This is a genomic window from Klenkia sp. AC732, assembly GCF_979256525.1.
The window spans coordinates 1-20354 of the sequence record NZ_CEEDOS010000009.1 but is presented as its reverse complement, the minus strand read 5'-3'; the positions used below and the strand labels follow the sequence as shown (position 1 = coordinate 20354).

Annotated in this window: 21 protein-coding genes, 1 tRNA gene and 1 pseudogene; 12 read left to right on the top strand and 11 right to left on the bottom strand. The window is 75.1% G+C overall.

The genetic code is table 11. The features are described from left to right. Nucleotides 1-8: 8 nt before the first annotated feature. Nucleotides 9-755, bottom strand: coding sequence for an SOS response-associated peptidase (locus AC0IVP_RS05925; protein WP_056288566.1), 747 nt, complete (start codon nucleotides 753-755; stop codon nucleotides 9-11). Nucleotides 756-925: 170 nt separating this feature from the next. Here AC0IVP_RS05925 and AC0IVP_RS05920 point away from each other — a divergent pair, with 170 nt between their 5' ends. From AC0IVP_RS05920 to AC0IVP_RS05905, 4 genes are all read left to right on the top strand, one after another. Beyond that, nucleotides 926-2389, top strand: a complete 1464-nt coding sequence (locus AC0IVP_RS05920) for an NAD-dependent succinate-semialdehyde dehydrogenase (RefSeq protein ID WP_471755233.1) — start codon at nucleotides 926-928, stop codon at nucleotides 2387-2389. A gap of 59 nt (nucleotides 2390-2448) precedes the next feature. Then, a complete protein-coding gene (gene aroA / locus AC0IVP_RS05915) occupies nucleotides 2449-3726 on the top strand; it encodes a 3-phosphoshikimate 1-carboxyvinyltransferase (protein ID WP_235564302.1) in 1278 nt (425 codons plus the stop codon). Between the two features lie 63 nt (nucleotides 3727-3789). Then, on the top strand, nucleotides 3790-4809 hold the full coding sequence (gene rsgA, locus AC0IVP_RS05910) for a ribosome small subunit-dependent GTPase A (protein WP_471755231.1): 1020 nt from the start codon (nucleotides 3790-3792) through the stop codon (nucleotides 4807-4809). A 94-nt stretch (nucleotides 4810-4903) separates the two neighbouring features. Further along, nucleotides 4904-6688 (top strand): putative bifunctional diguanylate cyclase/phosphodiesterase, encoded by a 1785-nt coding sequence (locus AC0IVP_RS05905; protein WP_471755228.1) that lies wholly within the window; start codon nucleotides 4904-4906, stop codon nucleotides 6686-6688. On the opposite strand, the gene AC0IVP_RS05900 is transcribed toward AC0IVP_RS05905, so the two are convergent. Further along, entirely contained in the window at nucleotides 6655-7203 is a 549-nt protein-coding gene (locus tag AC0IVP_RS05900) for a DUF2087 domain-containing protein (RefSeq protein WP_471755226.1), read from the bottom strand. The two genes, AC0IVP_RS05905 and AC0IVP_RS05900, sit on opposite strands and share 34 nt — an antisense overlap. Before the next feature lie 52 nt (nucleotides 7204-7255). Here AC0IVP_RS05900 and AC0IVP_RS05895 point away from each other — a divergent pair, with 52 nt between their 5' ends. Further along, nucleotides 7256-7438, top strand: a complete 183-nt coding sequence (locus tag AC0IVP_RS05895; protein WP_056288580.1) for a DUF2795 domain-containing protein — start codon at nucleotides 7256-7258, stop codon at nucleotides 7436-7438. Between the two features lie 86 nt (nucleotides 7439-7524). Beyond that, nucleotides 7525-8319 (top strand): histidinol-phosphatase, encoded by a 795-nt coding sequence (gene hisN, locus AC0IVP_RS05890; RefSeq protein ID WP_056288583.1) that lies wholly within the window; start codon nucleotides 7525-7527, stop codon nucleotides 8317-8319. A 39-nt stretch (nucleotides 8320-8358) separates the two neighbouring features. Here hisN and AC0IVP_RS05885 read toward each other — a convergent pair whose 3' ends face one another. From AC0IVP_RS05885 to AC0IVP_RS05865, 5 genes are read right to left on the bottom strand one after another with little or no spacing between them, the layout of a single operon-like run. Further along, nucleotides 8359-8550, bottom strand: coding sequence for a hypothetical protein (locus AC0IVP_RS05885; RefSeq protein WP_056288586.1), 192 nt, complete (start codon nucleotides 8548-8550; stop codon nucleotides 8359-8361). Nucleotides 8551-8603: 53 nt separating this feature from the next. Next, nucleotides 8604-9977, bottom strand: a complete 1374-nt coding sequence (locus AC0IVP_RS05880; RefSeq protein WP_471755224.1) for an FGGY family carbohydrate kinase — start codon at nucleotides 9975-9977, stop codon at nucleotides 8604-8606. A gap of 8 nt (nucleotides 9978-9985) precedes the next feature. Continuing rightward, complete coding sequence (locus AC0IVP_RS05875) at nucleotides 9986-10555, bottom strand: XdhC family protein (RefSeq protein ID WP_471755222.1); 570 nt, start codon at nucleotides 10553-10555, stop codon at nucleotides 9986-9988. After that, nucleotides 10552-11553, bottom strand: coding sequence for an aldo/keto reductase (locus AC0IVP_RS05870; RefSeq protein ID WP_471755220.1), 1002 nt, complete (start codon nucleotides 11551-11553; stop codon nucleotides 10552-10554). The genes AC0IVP_RS05875 and AC0IVP_RS05870 overlap by 4 nt, the downstream gene beginning before the upstream one ends. Before the next feature lie 13 nt (nucleotides 11554-11566). Further along, complete coding sequence (locus tag AC0IVP_RS05865) at nucleotides 11567-12349, bottom strand: aldo/keto reductase (RefSeq protein ID WP_471755218.1); 783 nt, start codon at nucleotides 12347-12349, stop codon at nucleotides 11567-11569. Between the two features lie 123 nt (nucleotides 12350-12472). Between AC0IVP_RS05865 and AC0IVP_RS05860 the strand changes: the two genes are divergently transcribed. From AC0IVP_RS05860 to AC0IVP_RS05845, 4 genes are all read left to right on the top strand, one after another. After that, nucleotides 12473-13888, top strand: a complete 1416-nt coding sequence (locus AC0IVP_RS05860; RefSeq protein ID WP_471755216.1) for a cystathionine beta-synthase — start codon at nucleotides 12473-12475, stop codon at nucleotides 13886-13888. Beyond that, entirely contained in the window at nucleotides 13885-15048 is a 1164-nt protein-coding gene (locus AC0IVP_RS05855; RefSeq protein ID WP_056288603.1) for a cystathionine gamma-synthase, read from the top strand. Before AC0IVP_RS05860 ends, AC0IVP_RS05855 begins: the two co-directional genes overlap by 4 nt. 37 nt (nucleotides 15049-15085) lie before the next feature. Continuing rightward, nucleotides 15086-16057 (top strand): glycosyltransferase family 2 protein, encoded by a 972-nt coding sequence (locus AC0IVP_RS05850; protein WP_471755214.1) that lies wholly within the window; start codon nucleotides 15086-15088, stop codon nucleotides 16055-16057. An 88-nt stretch (nucleotides 16058-16145) separates the two neighbouring features. Then, nucleotides 16146-16586, top strand: coding sequence for a hypothetical protein (locus AC0IVP_RS05845; RefSeq protein WP_471755212.1), 441 nt, complete (start codon nucleotides 16146-16148; stop codon nucleotides 16584-16586). Nucleotides 16587-16592: 6 nt separating this feature from the next. On the opposite strand, the gene AC0IVP_RS05840 is transcribed toward AC0IVP_RS05845, so the two are convergent. Further along, on the bottom strand, nucleotides 16593-17039 hold the full coding sequence (locus AC0IVP_RS05840; protein ID WP_056288610.1) for a MarR family winged helix-turn-helix transcriptional regulator: 447 nt from the start codon (nucleotides 17037-17039) through the stop codon (nucleotides 16593-16595). A gap of 60 nt (nucleotides 17040-17099) precedes the next feature. On the opposite strand from AC0IVP_RS05840, the gene AC0IVP_RS05835 reads away from it, so the two are divergent. Continuing rightward, nucleotides 17100-17594 (top strand): VOC family protein, encoded by a 495-nt coding sequence (locus AC0IVP_RS05835; RefSeq protein ID WP_056288614.1) that lies wholly within the window; start codon nucleotides 17100-17102, stop codon nucleotides 17592-17594. Between the two features lie 52 nt (nucleotides 17595-17646). Beyond that, nucleotides 17647-18867: pseudogene (gene nhaA / locus AC0IVP_RS05830) on the top strand (Na+/H+ antiporter NhaA); the annotation flags it as partial. A 24-nt stretch (nucleotides 18868-18891) separates the two neighbouring features. Here the strand turns inward: nhaA and AC0IVP_RS05825 are convergent. From AC0IVP_RS05825 to AC0IVP_RS05815, 3 genes are all read right to left on the bottom strand, one after another. Next, nucleotides 18892-19572, bottom strand: coding sequence for a DsbA family protein (locus tag AC0IVP_RS05825; protein WP_471755210.1), 681 nt, complete (start codon nucleotides 19570-19572; stop codon nucleotides 18892-18894). 10 nt (nucleotides 19573-19582) lie between these two features. Then, nucleotides 19583-19882 (bottom strand): GNAT family N-acetyltransferase, encoded by a 300-nt coding sequence (locus AC0IVP_RS05820; RefSeq protein ID WP_471755208.1) that lies wholly within the window; start codon nucleotides 19880-19882, stop codon nucleotides 19583-19585. 139 nt (nucleotides 19883-20021) lie between these two features. Next, nucleotides 20022-20098: transfer RNA gene (locus tag AC0IVP_RS05815), tRNA-Met, on the bottom strand. Nucleotides 20099-20354 lie beyond the last annotated feature (256 nt).

Below are 20354 nucleotides of genomic sequence, written 5' to 3'. Positions count from 1 at the left end.
GGGTCGGGTCAGAACAGGGCGGGCTGGTCGGCGGGCTCGCTGACCGCCTCGGCCCGGGCGGTGAGCTGCCGACCGCTGTTGGCCACGTTGCCCACCGCGGCACCGACGGGCCGGATCTCCAGGCCCTCGACGACCTCGGGCGGGGTCGGTGCGGCGAGGGTCTCGACGTCCTCGCGCCCGAGGTCCAGCCAGTCGGCCCAGCGGTCGCGGGGCAGCACGAGCGGCATCCGGTCGTGGATCTCGGCGAGCGCGCCCACGGCCGGGGCGGTGACCACGGTGCAGCTGTAGACCCGGTCCGCACCCCGACCCCAGACTTCCCACAGCCCGGCGAGGGCCAGGCCCGAGCCGTCCTGCGGGGTGACGTACCAGGGCTGCTTGCCCGGGGAGTGCGGCTTGGGCGCCCACTCGTACCAGCCGTCGGCGGGGACCAGGCACCGCCGGGCCCGGGCGGCCTTGCGGAACGCCGGCTTCGACGTCAGGGACTCCACCCGGGCGTTGAGCATCCGGTTGCCGACCGAGACGTCCTCGGCCCAGGACGGCACGAGGCCCCAGCGGACCACCCGCAGCTCGCGGTGCACGCCGCCGGTGGGGGTGCCGTCCTCGGCGCGCTCCCGGGCCTGCCGGACGACGTACACGTCCTTGGTCGGCGCGACGTTGTAGTCCGCCGCCAGCGGGGACTGCCCGGGGGCCGCGACGGCCTCGAACTCCACCGTCAGGTCCTCGGGACGGCGACTGGCTGCGTAACGCCCGCACACGGCGGCCTCCCCGGGACTCGATCAGCGCGACACGTCGACTGTAGGTCGCCCGGCCCGCCCCGTCCCCAGCCCCGCCGTCCCCAGGTCCGTGGCGGCCGGGGAGCGTGCTGTCGGTCCGGGCGGGTAGGACTGCACCCGACCCACCAGCGAGCGAGAAGAGGCACGACGACGTGACGAGCACGCAGACCGACACCTCCACCGGCACCAGCGCGAAGACCGACAGCGGCACCGCCGACCGGGCCTACGCCACCGTCAACCCCTTCACCGGTGAGACCGAGCGGGAGTTCGACTCGCTGCCCAGCGACCAGGTGACCGCCGTCGTCGACCGGGCGCACGCCGCCTACCTGGACTGGCGCCGGCGCAGCGTGGCCGAGCGGGCCGCCGTCGTCGGGCGTGCCGCCGACCTGATGCTCGAGCGCTCCGACGCCCTGGCCGCGCTGATCACCACGGAGATGGGCAAGCGCATCCAGGAGGCGGCCGGTGAGGTCCAGCTGGCCGCCAGCATCCTGCGGTACTACGCGGACGAGGCCGAGCAGTTCCTCGCCCCGCGCACGATCGGGGTGATGAAGGGCGAGGCCGTGGTCGTCAACGAGCCGACCGGCGTGCTGTTCGCCATCGAGCCGTGGAACTACCCGCTGTACCAGGTGGTCCGGGTGGCCGGCCCGAACCTGACGCTGGGCAACACGATCGTGCTCAAGCACGCCGAGCTGAACCCGCAGTGCGCCCTGGCCCTGGAGGAGCTCTTCCGCGACGCCGGTGCGCCCGAGGGCGTCTACACCAACGTCTTCCTGGCCATCTCGGACACCGAGCAGGTGATCAGCCACCCGGCCGTGCAGGGCGTGACCCTGACCGGCAGCGAGAAGGCCGGCTCCTCGGTGGCGTCGCTGGCCGGCAAGCACCTGAAGAAGTCGGTCCTCGAGCTCGGCGGCAGCGACCCGTTCGTCGTGCTGGACACCCCGGACCTGGGCCGGACGGTCAAGGCCGCCACCATGGGCCGGATGGCCAACACCGGCCAGGCCTGCATCGCCGCCAAGCGGATCATCGTGCTCGCCGACGTCTACGACGAGTTCGTCGCCGGCATGCAGCAGGCCTTCGGCACCTTCACCCCCGGCGACCCCGCTGACCCGGCGACCACGCTGGGCCCGCTGTCGACGGAGAAGGCCGCGCAGGACCTGCACGCCCAGATCCAGGACGCCGTCGACAAGGGCGCCACCGTGCTGGCCGGCGGCGGCCGCCCCGAGCACGCCGGTGCCTTCGTCGAGGCCACCCTGCTCGCCGACGTCACCCCCGACATGCGCGCCTACTCCGAGGAGCTCTTCGGTCCCGCCGCCGTCCTCTACAAGGTCGCCGACGAGGACGAGGCGGTGCGCCTGGCCAACGACAGCACCTACGGGCTGTCCGCCGTCGTCTACAGCGGGGACGCCGAGCGGGCCCGCGGGGTCGCCGACCGGCTCGAGTCCGGGATGGTCTGGATCAACCAGCCCTCGGGTTCCTCCCCCGAACTGCCCTTCGGCGGAGTGAAGCGCTCGGGCTACGGCCGCGAGCTCTCCGAGCTGGGCATGTTCGAGTTCGCCAACCGCCGGCTGGTGCGCACCCTGCCGGCCGCGAAGCCCGCGGCCCCGGCCGCCGGGTGACCTCCGGGCAGGGGACGACGACGCGGACCGTGGACCGCGGGCAGGGCAGGATGACCGGCATGGACAGCTGGTCGACCCCCTCCGCCCCGCAGCCGGTCGACGCCGTCGTCACCCTGCCCGGCTCCAAGTCGATCACCGCCCGGGCCCTGGTGCTCGCGGCGATCAGCGACGGCCCGTCCCGGCTGGTCCGCCCGCTGCGCGCCCGGGACACCGACCTGATGGCCGAGGGCCTGCGGGCCCTGGGGGTCGGCGTCGTCGAGGACGGCGCGGACTGGCTGGTCACCCCGGCCCCCCTGCGCGGCCCGGCCACCGTGGACGCCGGTCTGGCCGGCACGGTGCTGCGGTTCCTGCCGCCGGTGGCCGCGCTGGCCGACGGCCCGGTCACCCTGGACGGCGACGAGCGGCTGCGCGAGCGGCCCAACGCCGGGCTGATCGAGGGCCTGCGCGGGTGCGGCGTCACCGTCGACGACGGCGGCCGCGGCCGGGCGCCGTTCACCGTGCACGGCACCGGCGCGGTCCGCGGTGGCACGGTGACCGTGGACGCCAGCGAGTCCAGCCAGGTGGTGTCCGGGCTGCTGCTGGCCGCCGCCCGGTTCACCGAGGGCCTGGACCTGCGGCTCACCGGCGGCGTCCCCTCGATGCCGCACGTGCAGATGACCGTGGAGACCCTCACCGAGCACGGCGTGCTGGTGCAGCGCACCGACACCGGCTGGACGGTGCACCCGGGCCCGGTGGCCGCGCTGGACCGGGTCGTCGAGCCCGACCTGTCCAACGCCGCCCCCTTCCTCGCCGCTGCGCTGGTCACCGGCGGCCGGGTCACCGTCCGCGACTGGCCGCTGCGCACCACCCAGCCCGGCGCACAGCTGGAGCAGCTGCTGGTCGTGATGGGCGCCGACGTGCAGCGCACCGCCGAGGGCCTGCAGGTCACCGGCGGCCAGACCGTCCGGCCGCTGGTCGCCGACCTCGGTGAGGTCGGCGAGCTGACCCCGGTGCTGGCGGCGCTGTGCGCGCTGGCCGACGGCCCGTCCCGGCTCACCGGCATCGCGCACCTGCGCGGCCACGAGACCGACCGGCTGCAGGCCCTCGACGAGGTGCTCACCGCGGTCGGTGCCACGGTGACCCAGCTGCCCGACGGCCTGGAGATCACCCCGGGCCCGCGGCGGGCGGCGCAGCTGGACTCCTACGCCGACCACCGGATGGTCATGGTGGCCGCGGTGCTCGGGCTGGTGGTGCCCGGCGTCGTCGTCCGCGACCCCGGGGCGGTCACCAAGACGCTGCCGGACTTCACCGACCGCTGGGCCGGGTTGCTGGGCAGCGGCGTCGGAGCGGTCGGCTGAGCGGGCCGTGCCGGTGACCAGCGTGCAGCCCTCCCCCCGCCCGTCCCGGACGGGCGGCCGCTGATGTCGGGCCGCACGTTCGACAGCCGCTCCGACGAGGACGACGTCCGGGTCCGTCCCGGCCGGCGTGGGTCCCGGCCACGCACCCGGACCCGGCCCAGCCACGACGACGCCGTCCCCGGGCTGGTCGTCGGGGTCGACCGCGGCCGGATGACCGTGCGGGTGCAGGACCCCGACGACGGCGGCCAGGTCGAGGTGACCGCCATGCGGGCCCGCGAGCTGGGCAAGCACGGCGTGGTCACCGGCGACCGGGTCCGCCTCGTCGGGGACACCAGCGGGCGCACCGACACCCTGGCCCGCATCGTGGTCATCGAGCCCCGGGCCACCACGCTGCGCCGCACCGCCGACGACACCGACCCCACCGAGCGGGTGGTGGTCGCCAACGCCGAGCAGCTCGTCGTCGTCACCGCGATCACCGACCCCGAACCGCACGTGGGGTTCCTGGACCGCTGCCTGGTGGCGGCGTTCTCCGGCGGACTGACCCCGCTGCTGTGCCTGACCAAGGCCGACCTGGGCAGCCCCGACGAGCTGCTGGCCCGCTACGCCGGGCTGGAGGTCGAGGCGATCGCGGTCTCCCGGGACACCGACCTGCACGAGCTGGAGCCGCGCCTGGACGGCCGGATCTCGGTCTTCGTCGGCCAGTCCGGGGTGGGCAAGTCCACCCTGGTGAACCGGCTGGTCCCCGACGCGTACCGGGCGACCGGCGGGGTGAGCAAGGTGGGCAAGGGCCGGCACACGTCGTCCTCGGCGGTGCTGCTGGACCTGCCCCACGGCGGGATGGTCATCGACACCCCGGGCATCCGCAGCTTCGGGCTGGCCGACACCGACCCGGCCGACGTGCTGGCCTCTTTCGACGACCTGGCCGAGGTCGCCCGGGACTGCCCGCCGCTGTGCGGGCACACCGCCGAGGACCCCGACTGTGCGCTGGACGACTGGGCCGCCGAGGGTCCACCGGCCCGGGCCGAGCGGCTGGGCAGCTTCCGTCGCCTGGTCGCCGCGGTGACCCAGACGCCGAACTGGTGAGCCGGCGGCCCTGCCGCTCACCCCCGGGGGGCAGGTCCCGCCCGGATCCCACCCGTCCACTCAAGCGGAACAGGATCGTGCCGATCTCTTCCCCGTGCGCCGACTGCTGCCCCGACCACCCGAGGTCGCCACCCCCCGGGTGATGGCCGCGGTGACCGGCTCCCTGTACTGCGCCGGTGGTGCAACGGTGACCGTCGCGGCGGTGGACCACCTGGACCGCTCCCCCACCGGCCTGGCCCTGCTCGCGATCGGGCTGGTCTCCCTCGTCACCGGCGTGGGCTGCCTGCGGTGGGGCCGCCTGCTGGGCCGGGGCGTCTACCACCTGCTGGTGGCCGCCGGCACCGTGTTGATCGCCGCCGCCTCACTGCTGGCGCCCGACCCGGCCACGGCCACGGCACTGGCCGGGCTGATGGTCTTCGTCACCCTGGACTCCTTCTTCTACTTCGCCGGCGTGGGCGCGGTGCTGCAGCTGGTGGGTGCGCTCACCGCCGGCGCCGGTGTGCTGCTGGTGCGCCCGGACGTCCCGGTGTCGGTGGCCCTGGCGCTCGTCCTGGTCTGCGTCGCGGTGGCGGTGGTCGTCGGTGACCTGGTGCGCCGGGCCTCCAGCGCCGGCCGGGACCCGTTGACCGGGCTGGCCAACCGCCGCCGGTTCGACGAGACGGTCGAGGCCCTGCTGCTGGCCACCGCGCGCAGTGGAGACCCGTTGTCGGCCGCGCTGCTGGACATCGACCACTTCAAGGCGGTCAACGACGCCCACGGCCACGGTGCCGGTGACGACCTGCTCCGGCTGGTCGCCACCCGGTGGGGCCCGGCGCTGCCGGCCGGCGCGGTGCTGGCCCGGCACGGCGGGGACGAGTTCTCGCTGCTGCTGCCGGACTCCACCGGCCCCGTCGCCCTGGCCCTCGTGGAGCAGCTCCGTCACGCCTGCCCCGAGGTGGGCCTGTCCTGCGGGGTGACCCAGCTGCAGCCCGGGGAGACCGCCTCCCAGCTCATGCGCCGGGCCGACCGGGCGCTCTACCAGGCCAAGGCCGCCGGCCGTGGCCGCAGCGTGCTCGACGACTCCGGCCCCGACCCGCTGGCCGCCGAGCTCGCCACCGCCCTGGCCGGCGACCCGGTCGCGTCCGGTCTGGCGGTGCACTACCAGGGCATCGTCACCGTGGCCGACGGCGCCGTGGTGGGTGTCGAGGCACTCGTGCGCTGGTCGCACCCGAGACTCGGGGCGGTGTCCCCCGGCCGGTTCGTGCCGATGGCCGAGGACAGCGGCCTCATCGGCGCACTGGGTGCCCACGTGCTGCGCACCGCCTGCCGGGACCTCGCCGCACTGCACGCCCGCACGGGACGGCGGCTGCTGCTCACCGTCAACGTCTCGGGCCACCAGCTGTGCGACCCCGCCTTCCCCGACCTGGTCACGGCCGCCCTGACCGACGCGGGGTGGCCCGCCGGGTCCACCGTGCTGGAGGTGACCGAGAACCTGCTCGAGGCCGAGTCGCCGGTCGCCGTCGCCACCCTGGAGCGGATGCGCGCCCAGGGCCTCTCGGTGGCCATCGACGACTTCGGCACCGGCTACTCGTCCCTGGCCCGGCTGGACACCCTGCCGGCGGACTTCCTCAAGCTGGACGACTCGTTCGTCTCCGCGCTCACCACCTCGACCCGCCGGGCCCGGCTGATGCGCAGCATCATGGCGCTGTCGGACGCCCTGGGGCTCCAGCTGGTCGCCGAGGGCGTGGAGACCCAGGAGCAGGCCGACCTGTTGCGCACGCTGGGTTGCCTCTACGCACAGGGCTTCCACTTCCACCGCCCGGCCCCGATCGGCGACGTCGAGGCGCTGCTGTGCGGTGCGTCGGCTCAGACCTCGACCGGGCCGCCGCTGCGCCAGTAGACACCGGCGTCCCGGCTGAGCAGACCCTCGTCGACCAGGTACCGGCGAATGGCCGCGGTGTCCGGGTGCCACACGGCCAGCAGCGCGTTGACCTCCCGCTCGGGGTAGCGCAGGCCCGGCTCGAACACCGCGACGAGGTGCTCGAGCACCACCCGTCGCTTGGTCCGGTGCGACGGGATCGAGGTCAGCCGGCCGTCCCGCACGAACGCCTGCAGCACGGCGTCCTGGACCGGGTCCGCCGACAGCGGCACCGGCGGTGGGGCCGACTCCCCCGCGGCCCGGGCCGCCGCCCCGAACACCTCCCGGCGCAGGGTCAGCGCCGCGCCGTCCCGCTCCACCAGGCCGGCCCGGCCCAACCGCCGGGCGGCCAGCGCGACCTCCGTCTGCGAGAGACCCGTCGCCGTCGCCACCGCTGCGTGGTCACCCGCGCCCAGGGCGAGTGCGGCGACCACCGCCAACCGGGCGTCGTCGGCGAGCAGGCCGACCAGCTTGGCGGCGTCGGGACCCTTCTGCACGCTGCCGACGGTAGCCGGGCATCGACCCGGGGGCGTCGGGTAGCGGGCGCTCATGGTGAGTCCCATCGACATCCAGAAGGCCCTGCAGGGGATCGAGTACCCGGCGTCCAAGGACGACCTGGTCGGCCACGCCGAGTCCCAGGGAGGAGGTGACGAGGTCCTGGAGGCCCTGCGCGGTCTGGACGACCAGCAGTACGACGGCCCGACCGACGTGGAGGCCGCGGTCTTCCACTGAGCCCACCGACCGACCGCACCGCCGTGACGACCGAGCCCAGGTCCACGGCGGACCACCCCGACGCACCAGCCCGCTACCGTCGCCCCATGACGGGGACGCGGGGCTTCACCGAGGACATGCAGCTGGCGCACGTGCTGGCCGACCAGGCCGACGCGATCTCCCTGGACCGCTTCAAGGCCCAGGACCTGGTGGTCGACACCAAGCCCGACCTGACCCCGGTCACCGACGCCGACCGTGCGGTGGAGCAGCAGCTGCGCAGCTCGCTGGCCCGCACCCGCACCCGGGACGCCGTCCAGGGCGAGGAGTTCGGCACCACCGGCCACGGTGCTCGCCGGTGGGTGGTCGACCCGATCGACGGCACCAAGAACTTCGTCCGCGGCGTGCCGGTCTGGGCCACGCTCATCGCCCTGCTCGACGGCGACGTGCCGGTCGTGGGCATGGTCAGCGCCCCGGCACTGGGCCGCCGCTGGTGGGCCGCCGCCGGGGTGGGGGCCTACACCGGCCGCCGGCTGGAGTCCGCCACCCGCTGCCACGTCTCGGGCGTGGACACCCTGGCCGACGCCTCGCTGTCCTACTCGAGCCTGTCCGGCTGGGAGGAGCGCGACCGGCTCGACGGGTTCCTGGACCTGACCCGCTCGGTCTGGCGCACCCGTGCCTACGGGGACTTCTGGAGCTACACGATGCTGGCCGAGGGCGCCGTGGACATCGCCTGCGAGCCCGAGGTGTCGCTGTGGGACATCGCCGCCCTCGACGTCATCGTCCGCGAGGCCGGGGGCACGTTCACCGACCTGTCCGGGACTCCGGGACCGGCCGGGGGCAACGCGGTGGCCACCAACGGCCACCTGCACGCCGACGTGCTGGCAGCGCTCGCCCCCCGCTGAGGGGACGAGCGCCGCCGGGTGCTCAGAGGGACCGGGTGCTCAGAGGGACCGGCCGCCGGTCCCCCGGCCGCCACTGCCCCCGCCGCCCTGCAGACGACGACGCACGTCGTCGATCTTGGCGCGGTTCTTCGGGTCCTTGGCGAACTGCTGGGCCTTGTCCGTGGCCTGCCGGATCGCCCGCTGCCCCTGGGGGCTCTTGGCGAACTTCATGATCTTGTCGACGAGCGCCATGTCGCGCGTCCCTCCTCCGTGCTGGGACCACCGGTCGGGTCCGATCGAGGATGTCAACGCTGGCACGTCCCCGGGCGTTCCGCCCGGTGACCGCGGGGGTCCACGACCGGCCCGGTGGACCGTCGCGGGACGACGTCGAGACCGACCCCGCGGGCGGCGAGCAGGGCCGCCCCGGTGGCCGAGGAGCTGCGCACGCCGACGTGCCGGACCGGCCGGCCCAGCGCGTCGGCGACCAGCTGCTGCACCGCGGGGGTGCGGGCACCCCCGCCGGTGAGCGCCACCGGGGTGTCGTCCGCGGGCGGGTCCAGCAGGTCGGCAGCCGCGGCGATCGCCCCGGCCACGCCCTCCAACGCCGCCCGGCCCAGGTCGGCGCGGGTGGTGCCCGGGTGCAGCCCGGTCCAGGCGCCGCGGTCGGCCGGGCCGGCCACGCCGCCGCGCTCACCGGTCAGCCAGGGCGCGAAGGCGACCCCGCCGGCACCGGGCGGCGAGGTGTCCAGGGTGGCGAGCAGCTCGGGCCAGTCCATGCCGAGCACCCCCCGCACCCAGTCCCAGGCGAGGCCGCCGTTCTGCAGCGCCGCCATGGCGTACCAGCCGTCTGCAGCGTCGGCGTAGGTGTGGACGACGGGGTCGGCGACCGGCCGGGGCCTGGACACCGGGCGCAGCAGCTGGACACCGGTGCCCAGGTTGACCTGGACGGTCGCGCTCCCGGTGGCCAGCCAGGCCAGCGGGGTGTCCGCCCCGCCGACCACGACGGGCACCCCGGCGAGGGCGCCGGGCAGTGCGGCGGTGCCCACCACCTCGTGCGCGGGGCTGACCCTCGGGCACAGGTCGAGACCCACCCCGGCCGCGGCGACCGCCGGGGCCGACCAGCAGTCCCCCGGCACGTCCCAGAGCAGGGTGGCCGAGGCGTCGCTGCGGTCGGTGACCACCGGGCCCGGCACGAGGGTCGCCCGCAGCGCGTCCTTGGGCAGCACCGCCGCCGCGGCCCGGGCCACCAGCCCGGGTCGGTGGTCGACCAGCCAGGCCAGCAGGGGCCCGGTCATCCCGGCCACCAGCGGGTTGGCCAGCGCAGCCCGGTCGTCGGCGGGCAGCGCCCGCCAGCGGTCCAGCTGCCCCCCGGCGCGCTGGTCGGGCCACAGCAGCGCCGGGGCGAGCGCGGTGCCCGCGTCGTCGACGAGCACCAGGCCGTGCATCTGCCCGGCCAGCCCCAGCCCGCGGACGGCGTGCCCGGCCAGGAGCGGGACCATCTCGGCCAACGCACCGTCGAGGGCGCCCCGCCAGACGGCGACGTCGGTCTCCGCCCAGCCGGGGCGCGGCGCGTCGGAGGAGTACCCGCGCTCGGCCTGCGCCAGCACCGCACCGTCCACACCGAGCGCGACGGCCTTGAGCCCACTGGTGCCCAGGTCCACCCCGAGCACGACGTCCACGGCGGCGGTCAGAAGTCGAAGCCGCCGGGTCGGCCGTTCCGGTCGGCGAGCAGCCCGGCCAGCGTGGAGACGGCGATCTCCACCGGGGCACGGCTGCCGATGTTCAGCCCGATCGGCCGGTGCACCCGGGCGACCTCGTCGTCTCCGACGCCGAGCGCGGCCAGCGCTGCGACGTGCGGGCCCTCGTGGTGCGGGTTGCCCATGACGCCGACCCAGCGGACCGGGCGGGTCAGCGCGTCCCGCAGCACGACGCCGAGCTCCTCGCGGTGGTGGTCGCAGACCACGACGTCGGCACCGGCGGCGGCGAGCTCGTCGGGCACCGTGGGCACGGAGTCCACCCGCACCGTGCCGTCGGGCAGACCGGTGACCTCGCGGCCGGCGTCGGGTTCCACCAGCACCGGCCGGTAGCCGCACTCGGCGGCCAGCCGGAGCAGCGCCGCCGCGACCGGGGACCCGAAGACGGCCACCAGCACCCGGTCGGGGGCGGGGTCGGCGGGGCTGTGCCCGTGCGCGACCCCGCAGCCGGGGTCCACCTCCTCGGACCGCAGCGGGTCCGAGCCCATCGGGACGGTGCTCACCGGGCGGGGCTGTCGCCGTAGGCGTACCCGGCGTTGGCGTAACGGCCGCCCTCGGCGGCGCCCGGCGGCGCGATCTCCTCGAGCCGGGCCAGGTCGGCGTCGGTGAGCTCGACGGCGTCGGCCCCGGCGTTCTCCTCCAGGTAGGTCCGGCGCTTGGTGCCCGGGATGGGCACGACGTCGGCGCCCTGGGCGGCGACCCAGGCCAGCGCGAGCTGCCCGGCGGTGACCCCCTTGCCGGCCGCCAGCTCCCGGACGGCGTCGACCAGGAGCAGGTTGGCCGCGAACGCCTCACCCTGGAAGCGCGGCATGTCCTTGCGGAAGTCGTCGTCGCCGAAGTCGGCGGGGCTGGTGATCGCCCCGGTGAGGAAGCCCCGGCCCAGCGGGGAGAAGGGCACGATGCCGATGCCGTGCTCGCGGGCCACCGCGAGCACGCCGCTGCTCTCCAGGTCCCGGGTCCACAGCGACCACTCGCTCTGCAGGGCGGTGATCGGGTGCACCGACGCCGCCCGGCGGACCGACTCCGCCGAGGCCTCCGACAGCCCCAGGTACCGGACCTTGCCCTGCGCGACGAGCTCGGCCATCGCCCCCACGGTGTCCTCGATCGGCACCTGCGGGTCGACCCGGTGCTGGTAGTACAGGTCGATCGTGTCCACGCCGAGCCGGCGCAGGCTGGCCTCGCAGCGGGCGTGCACGTTCTCCGGTCGGCCGTCGGTGCTCATCGCGCCGGCCGCGTCTCGGGAGAGGGAGAACTTGGTGGCCAGCTGGACGTCGTCGCGGCGGGTGCGCAGACGCTGGGCGAGCAGCTCCTCGTTGTGCCCGTCCCCGTAGACGTCGGAGGTGTCCCAGAAGGTGACCCCGACTTCCAGTGCCCGGTCCAGCACGGCGAGGGACTCGTCCCGGTCGGCGGTGCCGTAGGACTGGCTCATCCCCATGCAGCCCAGGCCCTGCGCGGACACGTCCAGGTCGCCGAGCCGGCGCCGGCTGATCGGTGTGGTCATGCCCCGATCCTGCTCACCGGTCGGCCAGCCCGTCCACCCGGTCGCGCTCGCCGGCGGTCAGCGCGAAGCCCAGCACGTCGGCGTTGGCCTCGATCCGCTCCGGGGTGACCGACTTGGGGATGACGACGACGCCGTGGTCCAGGTGCCAGCGCAGCACCACCTGCGCGGTCGTGACGCCGTGCGCGCCGGCGATCTCGACCAGCACCGGGTCGTCCAGGTCGGTGGACGTGAAGGGGCTGTAGCCCTCCAGCACCACCCCGCGCCGCCGGTGGCCCTCGAGCACGTCGGCGTCGAAGAGCGAGGGCGCCCAGCGCACCTGGTTCACCGCCGGGGTGACCCCGGTGGCGTCGGTGAGCTCGTCGAGCTGGGCCGGCGAGAAGTTGCTGACGCCGATGTCGCGGGCCAGCCCGGCCTCCCGCGCGGCGACGAACTCCCGCCACAGCGCGACGTCGTCGCCCCCGGTGGACCAGTGCACCAGCCACAGGTCGACCTGCTCCAGGCCGAGTGCGGCCAGCGACGCCTCCAGCGTCGACCGGGCGGCCGAGGCCCGCTCCGGGGGCAGCTTCGTGGTCACGAAGACCTCCTCGCGGGGGACGCCGGAGTCGGCCAGCGCCCTGCCCACCTCGGCCTCGTTGCGGTACATCGTGGCGGTGTCCAGGTGCCGGTAGCCCGACGCCAGCGCGACCCGGACGGCGTCCACGCACTCCTCGCCGGTGATCTGCCAGGTGCCGAACCCCAGCAGCGGCATGGCGCCGCCGCCGGGCAGTGCTGCGGTGGGCTGCTGGACCGAGGTCATGACCGTCCCCTGCCCGGGGACGCCGGGGCCGACACCTGTCCCCGACACCTGCTCCCGGCCCGTGGGATCGTCGGTGGTGGACCGGAGACCCCGGCCGCCCCACCACCGCCTGGAGGACCTCCCGTGCAGTACGCCGAGTCCGTCGTCGACCTGATCGGGAACACCCCGCTCGTGCGTCTGACCAAGGTCACCGAGCACCTGGGCCCGGACGCCCCGTTGGTGCTGGCCAAGGTCGAGTACGTCAACCCGGGCGGGTCGGTGAAGGACCGGATCGCCGTCCGGATGATCGACGCCGCCGAGGCCTCGGGCGCCCTGCAGCCCGGCGGCACCATCGTGGAGCCGACCAGCGGCAACACCGGGGTCGGGCTGGCCATCGTGGCCCAGCAGCGCGGGTACAAGTGCATCTTCATCTGCCCGGACAAGGTCTCGGCCGACAAGGTCAACACGCTGCGGGCCTACGGCGCACAGGTCGTGGTCTGCCCGACCGCCGTGGACCCCTCGGACCCGCGGTCCTACTACTCGGTCTCCGACCGGCTGGCCCGGGAGACCCCCGGCGGCTGGAAGCCCGACCAGTACTCCAACCCGGCGAACCCGCAGAGCCACTACGAGACCACTGGCCCGGAGATCTGGTCCCAGACCGACGGCCGGGTCACCCACTTCGTCACCGGTGCCGGCACCGGCGGCACCATCTCCGGCGTCGGCCGGTACCTCAAGGAGGCCTCCAGCGGGGCCGTGAAGGTCATCGGCGCCGACCCCGAGGGCTCGGTCTACTCCGGTGGCACCGGCCGGCCCTACCTGGTCGAGGGGGTCGGCGAGGACTTCTGGCCCACCACCTACGACCAGACCGTGGCCGACGAGATCGTCGCCGTCTCCGACGGCGACTCCTTCGCGATGACCCGCCGGCTGGCCCGCGAGGAGGGCCTGCTCGTGGGCGGCTCCTGCGGCATGGCCGTGGTCGCGGCACTGCGGGTGGCCGAGCGGCTGACCAAGGACGACGTGCTGGTGGTGCTGCTGCCCGACGGCGGCCGCGGCTACCTGAAGAAGATCTTCGACGACGAGTGGATGGCCGACTACGGCTTCGTCGAGGCCGCCGACGGCGAGACCGTCGGCGAGCTGCTGCGCGCCAAGTCCGGCGACGGCGACGCGCTGCCCGCCCTGGTGCACACCCACCCCACCGAGACCGTCCGCGAGGCCATCGACATCCTGCGCGAGTACGGCGTCTCCCAGATGCCGGTCGTGCGGGCCGAGCCGCCGGTCACCGCCGGCGAGGTGGTCGGGTCCGTGGAGGAGAAGGCGCTGCTGGACGCGCTGTTCTCCGGTGCGGCCGCCCTGTCGGACACCCTGGAGAAGCACATGAGCGCACCGCTGCCGATCATCGGCTCGGGCGAGCCGGTGTCGGCCGCGGTCGCCGCGCTCGGCGGCGCCGACGCGCTGCTGGTGCACGAGGACGGCAAGCCCGCCGGCGTCGTCACCCGGCAGGACGTGCTCGGTCACCTCGCCGGCATCCCGGCCGCCGTGGCTCCTACGGTGACGGCATGACCGACCCGCACTCCCCCGCCTCGACGCACGGCTTCTCCACCCGGGCGATCCACGCCGGGCAGGAGCCCGACCCGACCACCGGCGCCGTCGTCGTCCCGCTGCACCTGACCAGCACCTACAAGCAGGACGGTGTCGGTGGGCTGCGCCAGGGCTACGAGTACAGCCGCAGCGCCAACCCGACCCGCACCGCCCTGCAGGACGCGCTGGCGTCGCTGGAGCAGGGCGCCACCGGTCTGGCGTTCGCCTCCGGGCTGGCCGCCGAGGACGCCCTGCTGCGCACGGTGCTGGACCCCGGCGACCACCTGGTCATCCCGATCGACGCCTACGGCGGCACCTTCCGGCTCATCTCGAAGGTCCTGCAGCGCTGGGGGGTCGACCACACCCCGGTCGACCTCGGTGACCTGGACGCCGTCCGGGCCGCGTTCCGGCCGACCACGAAGCTGGTCTGGTGCGAGACGCCGACCAACCCGCTGCTGGGCATCGCCGACATCGCCGCGCTGGCCCAGCTGGCCCACGAGCACGGCGCGCTGCTCGCGGTGGACAACACCTTCGCCTCGCCCTACCTGCAGCAGCCGCTCACCCTGGGCGCCGACGTGGTCGTGCACTCCACGACGAAGTACCTGGGCGGGCACTCCGACGTCGTCGGCGGGGCACTGGTCGCCGGCACCGCCGAGCTCGGTGAGCAGCTGGCCTTCCACCAGAACGCGATGGGCGCGGTCGCCGGCCCGTTCGACGCCTGGCTGGTCATGCGCGGCATCAAGACACTCGGCGTGCGGATGGACCGGCACCAGGCGAACGCGGGCCAGGTCGCGGAGTTCCTGACCTCCCACGCGGCGGTCTCCTCGGTGCTCTACCCCGGGCTGCCGGACCACCCCGGCCACGAGATCGCGGCGAAGCAGATGTCGGGCTTCGGCGGGATGCTGTCGTTCCGGCTGCGCGGCGGCGAGGAGGCGGCGCTGGCCGTCTGCGAGCGCGCGCAGGTGTTCACCCTCGCCGAGTCCCTGGGCGGCGTGGAGTCCCTGGTGGAGCACCCGCACCGGATGACGCACGCCTCGGTCGCCGGCTCCGCCCTCGAGGTGCCCGCCGACCTGGTCCGGCTCTCGGTGGGCATCGAGGACGTCCAGGACCTCCTGGCCGACCTGGAGCAGATGCTCGCCTGACAGGCGTGCCGGCGGCGACGTCGGGCACCGGTCGCGGGTGACCTCCACCGCGCTCACCGACCGGGTGTCCGTCGTCGTCGCCACCCGGGACCGGCGGGACTCGCTGCTGCGCACGCTGGCGGCACTCCCGCCGGGCCCGGAGGTCCTCGTGGTCGACAACGGCTCGCGGGACGGCAGCGCCGACGCCGCCCGCGCGGCCGGTGCCGCCGTCCTGGGGCTGCCGGCCAACACCGGCGCCCCGGCCCGCACCGAGGGCGTGCGCCGCGCGCGGACGCCGTACGTGGCCTTCGCCGACGACGACTCCTGGTGGGACCCCGGCGCACTGGACCGGGCCGTGCAGCTGCTGGACGCACACCCCCGCCTGGGTCTGGTCGTGGCCCGGGTGCTGCTGCCCGGGGGCCGGGAGGACGCCGTGAGCCGCAAGCTCGCCCGGGCCCCCGTCGGCCGCTCCCCCGGGTCCCCCGGACCGGACGCGCTGAGCTTCCCGGCCTTCGCCGCCGTCGTCCGGCGCGAGGCCTACCTGGCCACCGGCGGGTTCTCCCGGTTGCTGTTCTTCGGCGGCGAGGAGCACCTGCTGGCCCTGGACCTCGCCGCCGCCGGCTGGCAGCTGGCGTACTGCGCCGACGTGGTCGCCCGGCACGCGCCCGGTCCCTCGAACGTGACACCGCTGCGCTGGGCCCGGCAGACCCGCAACGACCTGCTCGTGGTCTGGTTGCGTCTGCCGCTGCGGGCGGCCGTCGTCGGGACGCTGGGGCTGGCCCGCCGATCGCTGCGGGACCGCAGCGCAGCCCGGGCCCTGGCCGGCACCGTCCACCGGCTGCCGGGCGCACTGGCCCGACGCCGTGCGGTGCCCACGTCCCTCGCCGCCCGGTTCACCACCGCGCAACGACCCCTGGGCCCACCACTGGACCCGCCACTGGACCGCGGCCCGACCCGGGACGAGAGCGCCGTCACACGTCCGACACCGGGACACCAGCCGTGGCACGGAGTGCCCCACCCGATGGGGTGAGCGGCCCGTCCCGCCGGCGTGGGGGGACCGAACGCGGGGCAGACAGACCCCGGCCGCACCGGCCGGACCAGCTCGAGACCGGAGTCCCGTGTCCCACCCCCGCACGCTCGCCCCCCTGCTCCGCGCCGCCGCCTGCGTCCTGGCCCTCACCGCCGTCGGCGGGGGGATCGCCGCTGCCTCCGACGGCGCCGCCCCGACCGCCGCCGCCGTCACGGTCGACGCCCAGCTCGCCGGCGACCTGTGGCCCGGCGCGCCGGCCGCGGACGCGACGGTGACCCTGGGCAACCCGGGTGGCGTCCCGCTCCTGGTGGTCGCGGTTCGCGTCGGCATCGGCAGCGGCACCGCGGCGGGCTGCGTGGACCAGCTGGTCCTGCCGGCCGGGGACCTGCTGCCGGCGCCGGTGACCGTGCCCGCCGGTGGCTCGGTGACGGTGACGGTGGCCGGGCCCACCCTCGCCGCGGAGGGCGGGGACGACTGCAGCGGACTGCCGTTCAGCGTCGACTACACCGCGGACGCCGTCGAGGCCTGACCCGCCTCAGTCGGGGAGCCGGGCCAGCACCGCGTCGGTCAGCCCGGTCAGCACGCGGACCTGGTCGGGGCCGAGCCCGGCGAAGAACAGCTCGCGCACGGTCTCCACGTGGCCCGGCGCGGCGGCCTCGATCGCGGACCGCCCGTCGTCGGTCAGCACGACCACCGAGCCACGGGCGTCGTCGGCGGCCCCGGTGCGGCGGACCAGCCCGCGGGTGCCCATCCGGGTGAGGTGGTGGGACAACCGGCTCTTCTCCCAGCCCAGGGCCGCCCCCAGGTCGCGGGTGCGCACCCGCCCGCCCGGGGTCTCCGAGAGCTGCACCAGCACCTCGAAGTCGGCCAGCGACAGGTCGCTGTCAGCCTGCAGCTGGCGGTTCAGCGCCGCCGGGAGCCGGGTGCTCAGCAGCAGCCAGTGCCGCCAGAGCCGCTGCTGCTCCTCGTCCAACCAGGTCACCGGTGCAGCCTCACCACCTGTTGTTGACACGTCACCATCCTACGGCGCAGGCTGGCGCCCATGACCGTCGACCTCACCGCCATCGAGGCCACCCGCGCCCGGATCCGCGACCAGCACCTGCGTCCCGCCGGCGAGCGTCCCGCCTCGACCGCCCGCGGCCTGCACCACACCGCCCTGATCAGCAGCGACGTCGAGGCGACCATCGCCTTCTACCAGGGCGTGCTCGGCTTCCCGCTGACCGAGCTCATCGACAACCGGGACTACCCCGGCAGCTCGCACTTCTTCTTCGACATCGGCAACAGCAACCTGCTGGCCTTCTTCGACTTCCCGGGCCTGGACGTCGGCCCGTACGCCGAGGTCCTGGGCGGGCTGCACCACGTCGCGATCAGCGTCGAGCCCAGCCGCTGGGAGGCCCTCGTCGGGGAGCTCACCGCAGCCGGGGTCGAGCACGTCGTGCACAGCGGCGTCTCCGTCTACTTCCGCGACCCCGACGGCGCCCGGATCGAGCTCATCGCCGACCCGCTCGGTGAGATGTACGGGGAACACGTGCTCTGATCCCCGGGTTGGCTCCCTGAACCGCCGTCCAACCGCCCCGGGAGGCACCCGCATGACCCAGGCCCCCCGCCCCGGACCCGCCCTGCGCGTCTCGGTCCCCACGCTGTCGCCGTCGTCCCGGCTGTACATGGGCACCGAGGCCGGCGGGTCGGCCCTGCTGCTCGTGGGCACGCTGCTCGCGCTGGCCTGGGCGAACTCGCCCTGGGCCGCGGGCTACGACTCGTTCTGGTCGACGACGGCCTCCCTGGGCATCGGCGACGTCGAGCTGTCCATGGACCTGCGGCACTGGGTCAACGACGGCGCGATGGCGCTGTTCTTCCTCGTCGTCGGCCTGGAGATCACCCGCGAGGTCGCGACCGGCGAGCTGCGCGATCGGCGCTCGGTCGCCGCCCCGGCCCTCGGCGCCCTCGGCGGGCTGGCCGTCCCGGCGCTGGTGTACCTGGCCTTCAACCCCAGCGGGGAGGCCGCCGGCGGCTGGGGCATCGTGATGAGCACCGACACCGCGTTCGTGCTGGGCGTGCTGGCGCTGTTCGGCCCCCGGTGCCCGGACCGGCTGCGGCTGTTCCTGCTGACCCTGGCCATCGTCGACGACATCGGCGCGATCGGCGTGATGGCGCTGTTCTACTCCGACGAGATCGCGTTCCCCGCCCTCGCCGTGGCCGGGGCGCTCGTCGTGGCGCTGCTCGTGCTGCGGTGGATCGGCGTGTGGAAGCTGACGCCCTACGTGCTCACCGGCACCGCCCTGTGGCTGGCCGTGCACGAGTCCGGGGTGCACGCCACGCTGGCCGGCGTCGTGCTGGGTCTGCTGCTGCCGGCCCGGCCACCCTCGCGCAAGGAGATCGAGCGGACGGCGGCGTTCGGCCGCGCCCTCCGGGAGGACCCGGACGCCTCCAAGGCACGGTCCACCAAGCTCGCCGTCGCCTCCACCGTGCCGGCCAACGCGCGGCTGCAGGAGTCCCTGCACCGCTACACGGCCTACCTGGTGGTGCCGGTCTTCGGCCTGGCCAACGCCGGCGTCGTGCTGGACGCCGAGACGCTGCGCGCCGCCGCCACCTCGACCGTCACCCTGGGCATCGCGGTCGCCCTGGTGGTGGGCAACGCCGTCGGGATCACCGCCGGCGCGCTGCTCGCGCTGCGGACCGGCTGGGGCGTGCTGCCCGGCGGGGTCCGCTGGTCGCACCTCATGGCCGGCGCCACCCTGGCCGGGATCGGCTTCACCATCTCGCTGTTCATCACCGACCTGGCCTTCGACGACGAGGTGCTGCGTGAGCAGGCCAAGATCGGGATCCTGGTCGGCTCACTGACCGCAGCGGTGATCGGCACCCTCGTGCTGCGCACCCTGGGCGAGCGGTTCCCGCTGTGCTCGCCGGCGACCGACGAGCCACCGGCGCTTCCCCCGCGCCCCTGGCTGGAGCCCGGCGTCCGGGTCTGACGGCACACCCGCCGCCCCACGGGCGCCCTGGCCGGCGGCGCCCACCGCCCGGCGCAGCGAGGCCAGGTCGGGGCGGCCGGAGAACAGCTGACCGTCGATGAAGACCGTCGGGGTGCCGGGCACCTCCAGCGCCACGCCGGTCGCGAAGTCCGCCTCCACCTTGTCCCCGTGGGGCTGCGCGGCCTCCCCGACCACCCGGTTCGGGTCCAGGCCCAGCTCCTCGGCGTACCCGGCCAGGTCGGCGTCGGTGAGCCGGTCCTGACGGGCGAAGAGCAGGTGGTGCATCTCCCAGTAGGCACCCTGGTCGGCCGCGGCCTCGGCGGCCAGCGCGGCGGTCAGCGCGTAGGGGTGCGTGTCGTACAGCGGCCAGTGGCGGAAGACCAGCCGGACGCCGCCGCCGGAGCCGTCGACCAAGGCGCGCAGCACCGGCGCCGTCGCGGCGCAGTACGGGCACTCGAAGTCGCCGTACTCCAGCACGGTCACCGGCGCCTGCGGATCCCCGTAGACGTGGTCCTGCGCGGTCACGGCGAGGGGGTCGCTGGTCATCGACGGGTCCTCAGGCGCCCGTGGCGACCAGGTCGCGGTACTCGGGGTGCCGCTCGATCCACCCGGCCACGAACGGGCACTGCGGGACGACGGTGCCCCCCGCCGCCCGGACGTCGTCCAGCGCGGCCCGGACCAGCCGGCCGCCGAGGCCGTGGTGCTCGTCGCCGGTCTCGACCTCGGTGTGGGTGAAGGTCCAGCGGTCTCCGGCCCGGGTGTAGGCGGCGATGCCGACCCGCTGGTCCCCCTCCAGGATCTCGAAGCGGCTGTGCTCCGGGTCGTCCCGGACGGTGGGCTCCGACGGTGTCGTCATGTCCGCGCCAACGCACCGCGCGACCGACGCCTTCCCGGCACCCCTCACCTGCGCCGCCCGGCACGCGACAAGGCGTCGGACGCGACAGGGCCTCGGACGCGACGAAGGCCCGGACTCCGAGGAGTCCGGGCCTTCGTGGTGGTAGCGGGGACAGGATTTGAACCTGTGACCTCTGGGTTATGAGCCCAGCGAGCTACCGAGCTGCTCCACCCCGCGTCGCAAGGAGAACGTTACCCCCCGGACACCTGGGGCGTCCAACCGGGTGGGCGTGACGGTGACCACCCCGCGCCGACCACCCGGCGCCCCGGTCGCCCGCCCGGCTCCCCTCGGCGACGATGGAGCCGTCGCAGCCCGTCGACCTCCTCCCCGGGGCACCGCCCGCGGGACAGCACCGGAGGCCGGAGCCGAAGACGATCGCCCCACTGGCGTTCACGATCGGGTCGCTCGGGCTGTCGTTACCCATCCAGACCGC